The 12,399-nt window shown below is 74.2% G+C and carries 10 protein-coding genes; 3 read left to right on the top strand and 7 right to left on the bottom strand.

All coding sequences use genetic code 11. The annotated features are described in order from the left end of the window. Positions 1 to 10: 10 nt before the first annotated feature. Both TPA0908_RS06960 and TPA0908_RS06955 read right to left on the bottom strand, forming a co-directional pair. Positions 11 to 883, bottom strand: a complete 873-nt coding sequence (locus tag TPA0908_RS06960; protein ID WP_281935737.1) for an endo alpha-1,4 polygalactosaminidase — start codon at positions 881 to 883, stop codon at positions 11 to 13. Between the two features lie 78 nt (positions 884 to 961). Continuing rightward, the gene (locus TPA0908_RS06955; protein WP_281935735.1) at positions 962 to 2,329 is read right to left on the bottom strand and encodes a CAP domain-containing protein; all 1,368 of its coding nucleotides are present in this window, start codon (positions 2,327 to 2,329) and stop codon (positions 962 to 964) included. A 378-nt stretch (positions 2,330 to 2,707) separates the two neighbouring features. On the opposite strand from TPA0908_RS06955, the gene TPA0908_RS06950 reads away from it, so the two are divergent. The 3 genes from TPA0908_RS06950 to TPA0908_RS06940 all read left to right on the top strand — a co-directional run bounded on the left by TPA0908_RS06950 (position 2,708) and on the right by TPA0908_RS06940 (position 7,364). Then, a complete protein-coding gene (locus tag TPA0908_RS06950; protein ID WP_107156252.1) occupies positions 2,708 to 2,902 on the top strand; it encodes a hypothetical protein in 195 nt (64 codons plus the stop codon). Between the two features lie 245 nt (positions 2,903 to 3,147). Continuing rightward, positions 3,148 to 6,747 carry a chromosome segregation protein SMC gene (gene smc, locus TPA0908_RS06945; protein WP_281935732.1) on the top strand — a complete coding sequence of 1,200 codons (3,600 nt, stop codon included), beginning with the start codon at positions 3,148 to 3,150 and terminating at the stop codon, positions 6,745 to 6,747. Then, positions 6,744 to 7,364 carry an HAD-IA family hydrolase gene (locus tag TPA0908_RS06940; RefSeq protein WP_281935730.1) on the top strand — a complete coding sequence of 207 codons (621 nt, stop codon included), beginning with the start codon at positions 6,744 to 6,746 and terminating at the stop codon, positions 7,362 to 7,364. The genes smc and TPA0908_RS06940 overlap by 4 nt, the downstream gene beginning before the upstream one ends. A gap of 13 nt (positions 7,365 to 7,377) precedes the next feature. On the opposite strand, the gene TPA0908_RS06935 is transcribed toward TPA0908_RS06940, so the two are convergent. The 5 genes from TPA0908_RS06935 to TPA0908_RS06915 all read right to left on the bottom strand — a co-directional run bounded on the left by TPA0908_RS06935 (position 7,378) and on the right by TPA0908_RS06915 (position 12,326). Next, on the bottom strand, positions 7,378 to 7,914 hold the full coding sequence (locus TPA0908_RS06935; protein WP_281935728.1) for a DinB family protein: 537 nt from the start codon (positions 7,912 to 7,914) through the stop codon (positions 7,378 to 7,380). 66 nt (positions 7,915 to 7,980) lie between these two features. Continuing rightward, the gene (locus tag TPA0908_RS06930; RefSeq protein WP_281935726.1) at positions 7,981 to 8,469 is read right to left on the bottom strand and encodes a universal stress protein; all 489 of its coding nucleotides are present in this window, start codon (positions 8,467 to 8,469) and stop codon (positions 7,981 to 7,983) included. Continuing rightward, positions 8,466 to 10,061 carry an MDR family MFS transporter gene (locus TPA0908_RS06925; protein WP_281935725.1) on the bottom strand — a complete coding sequence of 532 codons (1,596 nt, stop codon included), beginning with the start codon at positions 10,059 to 10,061 and terminating at the stop codon, positions 8,466 to 8,468. Before TPA0908_RS06925 ends, TPA0908_RS06930 begins: the two co-directional genes overlap by 4 nt. A 113-nt stretch (positions 10,062 to 10,174) precedes the next feature. Beyond that, on the bottom strand, positions 10,175 to 10,600 hold the full coding sequence (locus TPA0908_RS06920; protein WP_281935723.1) for a MarR family winged helix-turn-helix transcriptional regulator: 426 nt from the start codon (positions 10,598 to 10,600) through the stop codon (positions 10,175 to 10,177). 13 nt (positions 10,601 to 10,613) lie between these two features. After that, a complete protein-coding gene (locus tag TPA0908_RS06915; RefSeq protein ID WP_281935721.1) occupies positions 10,614 to 12,326 on the bottom strand; it encodes an alkaline phosphatase D family protein in 1,713 nt (570 codons plus the stop codon). Positions 12,327 to 12,399: the final 73 nt, after the last annotated feature.

Raw genomic sequence — 12,399 nt, 5'->3', positions numbered from 1 at the left:
GGTGCCGCGTTCACGGCAGCGGGCAGGGCGCCCGCCAGGCGTCGAGCGCGCGTTCCTTGCGGATCGACGTGAAGCCGTAGCCGACCGAGGTGACGCAGAACGTGGCCGGCTCGCCGACGTACTCGACGTGGAAGACCGGCTTGTGCGCGTCGACGAACGGCAGCAGCTTCGCGCACTCGCGCCGGCGGACGCACTCCTGGTTGACCGCGAAGTCGAAGTCGGGCGCCAGCGCGGCCACCTGCGTCACGTCGTCGACCAGACCGGGGGAGAGGTCGAACCGTCGGGCCAGCCCGGCCAGCCGACGGTTGAACAGCACCTGCTCGTCGAAGCCGAGCGGGAAACCGGAGCGGTGCCGGAAGCCGTCCACGTCGGACAGCGCCACCGCGCCGAAGCCCTTGCCCCGGCAGAGCCGGAACCGGTCGGCCAGCACCGGCTCCAGCGAGTCCCAGCGCCGGACGTCCAGGAACCGGCTACCGGGCCGACCGGGCACCGCCGCGCCGCGCACCGCGGCCGGGAAGCGGGTGGCGTCCGGGTCGCCTGTCGCGTACGTGCCGACCCGGACCTGACAGACCAGCCGGCGCCCTTTGGCCCGCAGCGCGGCGGTCTCGGTCGAGGTGGTGGCGACCGGGTCGAGGAGGAAGACGTCCGCCGCGACCGAGACGTCGACCGGGCCGGTGAGCTGCCACTGCCACGCCCAGCGACGGGCCAGCGCGGCCGGCCACGAGGTGGGGGCGCCGGGCGGCGGGGCGAGCTGGTCCCGGCAGCCCGGGAGCGGGGCGAGCAGCAGCGCGGTCAACGCCAGCGCCACGCCCCGGCGCGGTCCCCGTCGGCGGACGCGGACCGGCCGGGAGCGCGGCACGGCGTACGCCGGCCGGATCCGCATCGACAGCTCCCCGGACGCGGGCGGCCCGACGCCGCCCCCGACCGGTCAACGAGCGCCGGCCCGGTCACGACGCGCCGGTCAGCGCGGGGTGCCGAAGTCCTGCGTCCAGTACGGCCCGTTGCTGCGTGCCACGCCCACCCCGATCTCGGTGAACGAGCAGTTCAGGATGTTGGCCCGGTGGCCGGGGGAGTTCATCCAGGCGTCCATGACCGCAGCCGGGCTCTGTTGGTTCCAGGCGACGTTCTCGCCGTACGCCCGCCAGGCGTAGCCGACCCGGTCGAGCCGCTGCCCGACGTCGCTGCCGTCGCTGCCGTCGTGCGTCATGGTCTTGTGGTCGGCCTGGTCCTGGCTGTGCCGCTGGGCGGCGAGCGTCAGCTTGCTGTCGACGCCGAGCGCCTTGCAGCCGGCCTTGGCCCGCTCCTGGTTGACCAGGTCGACGACCTGCTGCAACTCGGCGCTGAGCCCGCCCGAGGAGGTGGTCCGGGCGGTGGTGCCGCTCGGCGCGCTGCTGCGCTGCTGCTGGCGCGACGGGGCGGTGGTCCGGCTCGGCTTCGGCGTGACCTTCCTCGTCGGGCTCGGCTTGGCGGTGGTCGGCGCGGTGGACGGGCTGGCGGACGCCGAGCCGGAGGCGGACGCGTCCGCGGCGGGCGTGGCGTCGGACTCCCCGGTCGGCGACGGGGCGGCGGCCACCGGCGCGTCCACGGCGGCCCGCTCGGCCGGCCCGTCGTCGCCGGGCAGCAGCACCGCGCCCACGCCCAGGCTCACCACGAGGGTGGCCGCGGCGGCGGCGCCACCGATCACGAACGGACGGGACAGTCGCCGCTTCGGCCGGTGCCGGTCGTCGTCGGCCGGGGTGTCGGTCACCGGCTGCCAGGCGGCGGTGGGCTGCTCCCACCCGCCGGCCGGCTCCTCGCCGTTCCAGCGGTCCCGGCCCGCCGGGTAGCTGTCGCCCGGCGCGTACGGCGCCCGCGGGTCGTACGCCGGCTGCGCCTGGGCGTGGCCGGGCCGGTCGTGGCCGGGCACGGCGGCGGGCCCGTAGCCCGGCTGGTCGTAACCGGGCTGGTCGTAGCGGGACTGGTCGTAGCCTGCCTGGTCGTAGCCGGCGGTCCGGTCGTAGCCGGGCGCGGCGGCCGGGCCGTACCCCGGCTGGTCGCCGTGGCCGTAGCCGGCGGGCGAGCCGTACCCCGGCTCGGAGGGGTGGCCCCAGCCCGGGTGCGCCTCGGTGGCGTCGGCCGGGCCATGGCCGGGCCGGGTGGTGTCGCCGTAGCGGCCGGCGTCGAGGGTGGGCGGCAGGTGGCCGGCGGGCGGCTGCCCGGACTCGTCCCCGAAGAGGTACGACGACCGCGGCTCGGGCCGGTCGGTGAGCCACGCCGGACCCTGGTCGGTCGGCGGCTCCGGGCGCCGGGCGGCGTCGTCCGGGTCGATCGGGTCGGTCCAGCGGTACACGCCTGTCGCCTCCACGGGTCGGTTGCGGGCCGGGGTGACGCTACGGGCGCGGTCCGAGCAGCGGCAACGTGGCTAAGAAAGAGTTAAGGCGAACCGGGCGGGAAGGGGGAGGTGTTCCCGGACACCCGGGCGTACAGTGAAGGCGTCCGGACAGAGCGTGTCCGCGCCCTTTGTGGCAGCCCCCCGGTGAGTGGCCCGGCCGACGTGGAGATGATCTACGGCCTGCGGCAACTTGACGAAGGAGGGGGGTTCGGCTCAATATATAGGTGTCGCCAGTCGCGCCCAGCCATGTCCCGATACACAGCGGGAATGGCAGCCGCGAACATCATGGGCGCGCGTTGGCCGGCCTTTCCGGCAGCGCATATCGAGGAGTTCAGCATGGCGAAGGCCCTCTACGGCCACGTAGGTGCAGCGTCCGACCGGCGTCTGCTCGACGAGGTCACCCGACTGCGTGCCAGGGTTCAGGCACTGGAATTCGAGATCACGCGTCTGCGCGCCGAGAACGATCGGCTCGCGGCGGCGGCAGCGGAGGCCGACGACCTCCTCCGTCTCGCCGAGCCCGCGCTGACCTGAGTTCCAGTCGCCGGAAAACTGAATCGCACCACACCGAAAAGCGCGCCGACACACTTCAGTGCCGGCGCGCAGCCATGTGCGTACCCTTTCCGCAATTATCGATCTTGCGAGGCGTTCCGGAATTGCGCCGGCGGAAACCGGGTGGGTCGCGTGCCGGCGGCGTCCCGGTCGCGGGTTAGTCTGCGGGTTCACCAGGTCCGCGGCTCCGGCGACGGTACGGCGGCCACCGGACGAGGATCGAGAAGGTGCATCTCAAGAGCCTGACGGTGAAGGGCTTCAAGTCCTTCGCCTCCGCCACGACGTTGAAGCTGGAGCCCGGGATCACCTGCGTGGTCGGTCCGAACGGCTCCGGCAAGTCCAACGTCGTCGACGCCATCGCCTGGGTGCTCGGCGAGCAGGGCGCCAAGGCGCTGCGCGGCGGCAAGATGGAGGACGTCATCTTCGCCGGCACCGCCGGACGGGCCCCGCTGGGCCGGGCCGAGGTCACCCTCACCATCGACAACACCGACGGCGCGCTGCCGATCGAGTACACCGAGGTCTCCATCACCCGCCGGATGTTCCGCTCCGGCGAGAGCGAGTACGAGATCAACGGCGACTCCTGCCGCCTGCTCGACATCCAGGAGCTGCTCTCCGACTCGGGCATCGGCCGGGAGATGCACATCATCGTCGGGCAGGGCCGGCTCGACGGCATGCTGCACGCCAAGCCGGAGGACCGGCGGTCGTTCATCGAGGAGGCGGCCGGCGTCCTCAAGCACCGCAAGCGCAAGGAGAAGGCGCTGCGGAAGCTCGACGCGATGCAGGTGAACCTCAACCGGCTCACCGACCTCACCGCCGAGCTGCGCCGCCAGCTCAAGCCGCTGGGCCGGCAGGCCGAGGTGGCCCGGCGGGCCGCTGCCATCCAGGCCAACCTGCGCGACGCCCGGCTCCGGCTGCTCGCCGACGACCTGCACACGCTGCGGACCACGCTGGACAAGGAGATCGCCGACGAGACCGCGCTGCGCGAGCGGCGCGAGCAGATCGAGGGCGAGCACGGCGAGGTGCAGGGCCGCCTCGGTGAGCTGGAGGCGGCCCTGGCCGAGGACGCCCCGCTGCTGGCGGCTGCCCAGGACACCTGGTACAAGCTCTCCGCGTTGCAGGAGCGGTTCCGGTCCATCGAACAGCTCGCCCGGGAGCGCCTGCGGCACCTCAGCGCCACCGGCGACGACGAGCGGCCCGGCCGCGACCCGGAGCAGCTCGAGGCGGAGTCGCGGCGGGTCCGCGAGCAGGAGGAGGAACTGCGCGCCGCGCTCACCGACGACCAGATCCGGCTCGCCGAGGCGGTCGAGCACCGGCAGGAGTTGGAACGGCAGCTCGCCGCCGCCGAACGGGAGCTGGTGGCCGCCGCCAAGGCCATCGCCGACCGGCGCGAGGGGCTGGCCCGGCTGACCGGCCAGGTGAACTCCGCCCGGGCGCGGACCACGAGCGCCGGCGAGGAGATCGAACGACTCGCCGCCGCGCACGCCGACGCGCTGGGCCGTGCCGAGAAGGCGCAGGCCGACCTGGACGCGGTCGCCGAGCAGTCCACCGAGGCGGACCGGGACAACGCCGACCTGGACGCCCGGCACGCCGAGGCGGTGGCCGCGCACGAGCGGGCCCAGGCGACCGTGCGCGGTCTCGTCGACGCCGAGCGGGCCGCCGAGAAGGACGCCGCCACCTGGAAGGCCCGCGAGGAGGCGCTCGCGCTCGGCCTACGCCGCAAGGACGGCGCCGGGGCGCTGCTGGCCCGCGCCGACCAGGTGCCCGGCCTGCTCGGCAGCCTCGCCGGGCTGCTCACCGTGGCCCCCGGCGACGAGGCGGCGCTCGCCGCCGCGCTGGGTGGGCTCGCCGACGCGGTCGCGGTCACCGGCGTGGACGAGGCCGTCGAGGCGATGCGGCTGCTCAAGATCTCCGACGCCGGCCGGGCCGGGCTGCTGGTCGGCAGCCCCGCCGGGCCCGGCATGGACGGCTCGGCGGACGCGCTGCGCCCGAAGCTGCCCGAGGGCGCCCGCTGGGCGCCCGACCTGGTGGAGTGCGCGGCCGGGATCCGCCCGGCCGTGCACCGGGCGCTGCGGGACGTGGCGCTCGTCGACGACCTGGCCGCCGCCGCCGAGCTGGTCGCCGCGAACCCGGAGCTGCGCGCGGTCACCCCGGACGGCGACGTGGTCGGGGCGTACGCGGCGGCCGGCGGCTCGGCCAAGGCGCCCAGCTTCATCGAGGTGCAGGCCGCGGTCGAGGAGGCCCGCACCAACCGGGCCACCGCCGAGCACACCGCGGCCGAGCTGCGGGAACAACTGGTCGAGGCGCGGGCCGAGGTGACCGCCGCGAAGGAGGCCGTGCAGCACGCCGCCGCCGCGAAGCGGGAGGCGGAGAGCCACCGCAACGCCGCCGCCCGCCGCCTCGCCGAGCTGGGCGCGGCCGCCCGGTCGGCCAAGGCGGAGACGGACCGGCTCGGCGACTCCCGGGCCCGCGCCGAGGCGGCCCGGGAGCGGGACCTGACGGCCCTGGCCGAGCTGGCGGAGCGGCTGCGGCTGGCCGAGGTCACCCCGATCGACGCCGAACCGTCGACCGAGGAACGCGACCAGCTCGCCGCCATGGTGCCGCCGGCCCGGCAGAACGAGATGGAGGTCCGGCTCGCGGTGCGTACCGCCGAGGAGCGGGTCTCCTCGATCGCCGGTCGGGCCGACTCGCTGGCCCGGCAGGCGACCGCCGAACGCGCCGCGCGGGAGCGCGCGGCGGCCCGCCGCGCGGCCCGCACCCGCGGCGCGGAGATCGCCCGCGCCGTGGTCGGCGGCGCCCGCGAGGCGCTCACCCGGCTCACCGTCTCGCTCGCCCGGGCCGAGGAGCACCGGGACGCCGTCGCCCGCGAGCGCGCCGCCCGCGAGGCCGAGCTGTCCGAGGTACGCGGCGCGGCCAAGCGCCTCGCCGCCGAGCTGGAGCGGCTCACCAGCCAGGTGCACCGGGACGAGGTGGCCCGCGCCGAGCAGCGGATGCGCATCGAGCAGTTGGAGGTGAAGGCCGCCGAGGACTTCGGTCTGGACGTGCCCACCCTGGTCGCCGAGTACGGCCCGGCGCAGCTCGTGCCACCGACCGACGCGGACGTCGCGCAGGCCGAGAAGGACGGCCGGCCGGTGCCCGAGCCGGTCCGCTACGAGCGGCCGGCGCAGGAGAAGCGGGCCGCCAAGGCGGAACGGGAACTGGCCCTGCTCGGCAAGGTGAACCCGCTCGCGTTGGAGGAGTTCGCCGCGCTGGAGGAGCGCTTCAAGTTCCTCTCCGAGCAGCTGGAGGACCTCAAGGCCACCCGGCGGGACCTGCTCACCGTGGTCAAGGACGTGGACGACCGGATCCTGGAGGTCTTCGCCAGCGCGTTCGAGGACACCGCCCGGGAGTTCGAGCAGGTCTTCACCGTGCTCTTCCCCGGCGGCGAGGGCCGGCTGGTGCTCACCGACCCGGAGGACCTGCTCACCACCGGCGTCGAGGTCGAGGCCCGACCGCCGGGCAAGAAGATCAAGCGGCTGTCGCTGCTCTCCGGCGGCGAGCGGTCGCTGACCGCGGTGGCCATGCTGGTGGCGATCTTCCGCGCCCGGCCCAGCCCGTTCTACATCATGGACGAGGTGGAGGCGGCGCTCGACGACGTCAACCTGGGCCGGCTGATCACGCTGATGGCACAGTTGCGGGAGAAGAGCCAGCTGATCGTCATCACCCACCAGAAGCGGACCATGGAGATCGCCGACGCGCTCTACGGCGTGACGATGCGCAGCGGCGTGACCCAGGTGATCAGCCAGCGGCTCAACCGGGCCGAGGACGACGGGCAGGAGACAGACGAGTGAGTCGGGAACGCGCCACGGCGCTCCTGGTGGATTTCGACGGCGTGCTGCGCCGCTGGGACCCGGCGGTGGCCGCCGGCGTCGAGCGGGAGTACGGGCTCACCGAGGGGGTCCTCGGCGAGATCGCGATGTCCTGGGGGCTGCTCCAACCGGTGCTCACCGGCCGGATGAGCCACGCCGCGTGGATGGCGAGCGTGGCGGACGCGCTGACCCCGTCGGTCGGCGACCCGGCCCGGGCCCGCGCGGCGGTCGAGGCGTGGCAGCGCTACCGCGGGGAGGTGGATCCCGACGTGCTCGCGTTCGTCCGCGAGGTGCGGGCGGCCGGCATCCGGGTCGGGTTGGGCACCAACGCCACCGACCTGCTCGACGCCGACCTGGCCGCGTTGGACCTGACCGACGAGCTGGACGTGGTGGTCAACTCCTCGGTGATCGGTGTGCACAAACCGGCGAAGGAGTACTTCCAGGCCGCCTGCGCGGCGCTGGACACGCCGCCGGGCCGGGTGCTCTTCGTCGACGACCAGGACCGCGCGGTGGCCGGCGCCCGGGTCGCCGGCCTCTCCGCGCACCGGTGGAGCGGGCCGGCCGACCTGCGCTACCTGCGCGCCGCGCTGGCGTACTGAACCGGGATGCGGATCAGCTCCCGGTGACGCCGTCGATGCGTTCCCGGATCAGGTCGGCGTGGCCGTTGTGCCGGGCGTACTCCTCGATCATGTGCACGTAGACCCAGCGGAGGCTGATCTCGTGGAACCCGTCGCCGTCGCGGCGGCGGTGCGGGAAGGTGTGCTCCAGCGGCAGGTCGGCCACCGCCCGGTCGGCCGCCTCGATCTCGGCGGCCAGCGTGGCGAGCGCCTCGGCCGGGTCGGCGTCGGCGATGTCGTTGAGGTCGGCGTCCGGGTCCTTGTCGTAGTCGTACATGTCGGGCAGTTCCCTGCCGGCGGCGCGGACCCGGAACCACCAGCGCTCCACGTCGGCCATGTGCCGGACCAGGCCGAGCAGGGTCAGCCCGGAGGGCTCGACGCTGCGGGTGCGCAGTTGCTCGGCGGTCAGCCCGGCGCACTTGAGGCGCAGGGTGTCGCGGTGGTTGTCCAGCCAGCCCTGGAGCATGGCGCGTTCGTCGGCGACGAAGGGCTCGTGGCGGCGGTCGATCTCGGGTGCGGTCCAGGTTGTCATCCCGGCGATGTTAGGAGGGGGCCCGGGTACAACGCGAGGCGTTAACCGGGGGCCCCTCCTTACACCTCAGGGCACCACGACGACCGGCCAGCGGCCGGCGCGCACCAGCCGGGTGGCGACGGAGCCGACCAGCTTGTGCCCGGCCTGCTCGGAGGAGCCGACCACGACCAGGTCGGCCCGGTGCTCGTCGGCGGCCCGGCACAGCTCGGCGTACGCGTCGCCGCGCCGGCTCAGGAACGTCACCGGCAGGGCCAGCTCCTCGGCCCCGCGCCGGCACTCGGCGCGCAGCTCGTCGGCCAGCTCGTCGTGGGTCTGCTGCACCGCGCCGGCCACCACCCCGGACATGATGCCGCTGTACGGGGCCGGCGAGCTGACGAACACCACCACCAGGCCGGCGCCCTGCCGGCGGGCCAGCCCGGCGGCGTACGAGGCGGCCCGCATCGAGGTGCGGCTGCCGTCCACGCCGACCAGCACCACCCGGGGCCCGTCGGTGCCCCGCTCGTAGGGCAGCGGCCGGGCCTGCGGGCCGTACCGCTCACGCTCCGGCGCGTTCATCGGGCCACCGGGGCGGCGGCCGGGGCCACCTCCGGCTCGATCCCGGTCGGGGCCGGGTCGGCGTTGGTGCGGCGCAGCGGCACCTCCCGGATCAGCACCACCGCGAGCAGGGCGAGCAGCCCGAACGGGGCGGCGGCCAGGAAGATGTCCCCGGCGCCGTGCCCGTACGCGGACTCGACCACGGCGCGGATCGGGGCGGGCAGCGTGTGCACGTCCGGCAGCGCGCCGCCACCGCCCGAGCCGGAGGCCGGCACACCCAGCCGGGCGAGCCCGTCGGCGAGGTAGCCGGTGACCCGGTGGCCGAGCACCGCGCCGAGCGCGCTGACGCCGACCGCGCCGCCGAGGCTGCGGAAGAACGCCACCACGGAGCTGGCCGCGCCCAGCTCGTGCGTGCCGACGGTGTTCTGCACGGCCAGCACCAGGTTCTGCATGGTCATGCCGAGGCCCAGGCCGATCAGCGCCATGAAGATCGCGAGCCGCCAGTACGGCGTGTCCACCCGCATGCCACCCATCAGCGCGAAGCCGGCGGTGAGCAGCAGCGAACCGGTCACCAGCCAGCGCTTCCAGCGGCCGGTGCTGGTGATGATCCGGCCCACCACGGTCGAGGCGACCAGCAGGCCGCCGATCATCGGCAGCGTCATCAGGCCGGCCATGGTCGGGCTCTCGCCGCGGCTGATCTGGAAGTACTGGCCGAGGAAGACCGAGGAGCCGAACATGCCGACGCCGACCGCGACGCTGGCCACCACGGCGAGCGTGATGGTGCGGTTGCGGAACAGCCGCGGCGGGATCATCGGCTCGGTGGCGCGCTGCTCGACCCGGACCGCGAGCACCCCGAGCAGCACCGCGCCGGCCACCATGGCCGCGCTGGTCCAGGAGATCCAGTCGTACCGGTCGCCGGCCAGGGTGATCCAGATCAGCAGCAGCGAGACGGCGGCGGTGATCAGCGTGGCGCCCCACCAGTCGATGGTGACCTTCCGCTTCACCACGGGCAGGTGCAGCGTCTTCTGGAGCACGATCAGCGCGAGCACGGCGAACGGCACGCCGACGTAGAAGCACCAGCGCCAGCCGAGCCAGTCGGTGTCGACGATCACGCCGCCGATCAGCGGGCCGCCGATGGTGCCGACCGCCATCACCGCGCCGAGGTAACCGCTGTACCGGCCGCGCTCGCGGGGAGCGATCATCGTCGCCATGATCACCTGGGCCAGCGCGGTGAGCCCGCCCGCGCCGACGCCCTGCACCACGCGGCAGGCGATCAGCTCGCCGGTGGTCTGGGCCTGCCCGGCCAGCACCGAGCCCAGCACGAAGACCGTCAGGGCGAGCTGCACCAGGATCTTCTTGCTGGTCAGATCCGCGAGCTTGCCCCAGATCGGGGTGGTCGCGGTGGTGGCCAGCAGCGTCGAGGTGACCACCCAGGTGTACGCGGACTGGCTGCCGTGCAGGTCGGTGATGATCCGGGGCAGCGCGTTCGAGACGACCGTGGAGGAGAGGATCGCGACGAACATGCCCAGCAGCAGGCCGGAGAGCGCCTCCAGGATCTGCCGGTGGGACATGCCGACGGCGGGGGCCCGGGTGGACACGGTCGCCTGGGTCATCGTGGGTCGCCTCCGAAAGGGGGAGAGAAATGGGTGCCTCGGGCAACCGTACGGTTTGGTTGCCTTGAGCAACAACCGCGAGTGGCGCGTCTCCTATTCCCCGCCGGAGCAGGTCAGAACGTCTCGTTGAAGCGGTGCATCAGCCGGGCGAACGCCGCCACGTCCTCGGCCGGCCAGCTCTCCAGCGACCGCCGGATCTGCCCGAGCCGGGCGGACCGGGCCGCGTCGAACCGCCGGGTGCCCTCCTCGGTGAGGCTGAGCTGGGCGGCCCGCCGGTCGGTCGGGTCCGGGTCGCGACGCACCAGGCCCAGCGTCTCCAGGCCGCCGATCTGCCGGCTCAGCGTGCCCTTGCCGATGCCCAGCTTCACGGCCAGGTCGGTGAGCCGGATCTGACCGGAGCGGCGCAGCCAGAGCAACAACCCGTAGGCGTTCGGCTCCAGGTTCGGGTGAACCTCGCGGGCGATCTCCCAGGACAGCGCCCGGCCGCGGCGCAGCAGCGCGGTCAACTCGTGTTCCACGGCCCGCAGCGTCTCGTCCACGGTCAGAGGGTACTCATCCCTCGTCGCTGAGCTGCTGGCGCGCCACCGGCCGCAACTCGCCCTGACTGGTGGTGCCCTCGATCACCACGGCGGCCGACCGGCCCCGGTGGGTGAGCGTGGCCACCGCGTTGCCGAAGTACGGCCCGGCGAGCTTGCGCCACCGCACCGGCGGCCGGCGCACCCCGGCCGACCGGGCCAGCGCCCGGGTCGCCCCGGCCGGACCCGGGTTCCAGCCCAGCGTCATCAGCGGCCGCATCGCGGCCGGCACCTGGTTGTGGATCGGCGAGCAGGTGAGCTGGTGCACCGGCGTCTGCACGCCGCGGTCGGCGAACCGGGCCCGGGCCACGTACGAGTGGTGCACGTCGCCGGAGAGCACGCTGATCGACGCCGGCCGCGGGTACGCCGGACCGGCGCCCACCCGGGCGCCGGTGCGTGCCGCGGCGCCGCTGCCCAGCCGGGCGAACAGCTCGCCGAGGGCCTCGAACGAACGCCGGAACGCCGCCCAGTGCTCCAGGTCCCAGGCCCGGCGCATCTGCTCGGCCAGCCGCGCCACCCAGGGCCGGTCGGAATCGGCCAGGCGCTCGTTCCACGCCTCCACGTGGTGGATGCCCGGCGGCAGCAGCCACGGCAGCGAGGTGCCCACCACCAGGTGGTCGTAGGCGCCGTGCGCCTGGTCCAGGAACCACGACCACTCGCCCGGCGGCAGCATCGCCCGGCTGCCCGGCAGCAGCACCCGGCTGGAGCGGTTGTCCAGCATCACCAGGCGGGTGCGCCCCAGGTCCAGGGCGTAACTCCACTGGTACTGCACGGCCCGCCAGCGCTCGGTGTCGTGCGCCAGGTCGGCCTCGGTGTCCACCCGCGCGCCGAACTCGTGCAGCACGCTCGTGGCGTCCTCGGCGGCCACCACCTTGGCGTACACCGGGTCGGCGGCGATCTCGTCCGGGCTCAGGTTGCCCAGGTGCTGATAGACCCAGTAGGAGGCGAGGCCGCTGCGGATCCGCTCGGCCCACCACGGCTCCTCGCGCATGTCCGCCCGCCAGGACTGCGAGGTGTTCCAGTCGTCGATGACCTCGTGGTCGTCGAAGATCATCACGCTCGGCACGGTGGAGAGCAGCCAGCGGATCTCCGGATCCCGCCAGGACTCCAGGTAGAGCTTCGTGTACTCGTCGAAGCTGACCACCTGCGTCGCCGGGGCGTCCTTCGGCCGCCGCCGGCGCCGCTTCAGCAGCTTGCGCACGGTCGGCGAGGTCTCGTCCGCGTAGACCTGGTCACCGAGCAGCACCAGCAGGTCGGGCAGCGTGTTCTCCTCGGGCGCGGCCATCACCCGCCGGGCGTACGCGTCGAGCGCGTCCGGCGGCAGCTTGCGCGCGGTGGAGTGCTGGGTGGTCTCCCGGCAGGAGCCGAACACCAGGCGCACCGGCTGGTCGGCGTCGTCGGCCGCGCGGGTGCGGATCACGCTGGGCGGGAACGCGCTGTCCGGCAGCGGCCAGGCCGCCTCGTCGTCGATCAGCACCTGGTATTCGGTGGTGCTGTCCGGCGTGAGGCCGGTCACCACCACGATCGCGTAGTGGTGGTCGTACGCGGAGAAGGTGGGCGCGCTGCCGGTGGCGCCGTCGGCCGTGCGGACGGTGACCACGGCGGGCGCGCTGGTCTCCACCCAGACCGTCGCCCGCGTGTCGACGACCCGGCGCAGCAGTGGGCCGATGAGCAGGCGGGAACCGGGCACGGCGTCTACCTCCGACAAGATCGTATGGGCGTTCCTACCCGGCCGGCGGTTGCGGTACGCCTTCCGAACGCGA

The sequence above is a fragment of the Micromonospora sp. AKA38 genome, from assembly GCF_027925725.1.
In the GTDB taxonomy this organism is placed as follows: Bacteria; Actinomycetota; Actinomycetes; order Mycobacteriales; family Micromonosporaceae; genus Micromonospora.
The sequence above is the reverse complement of the archived record's forward strand: the minus strand, read 5'-3'. Positions and strand labels throughout refer to the sequence as shown.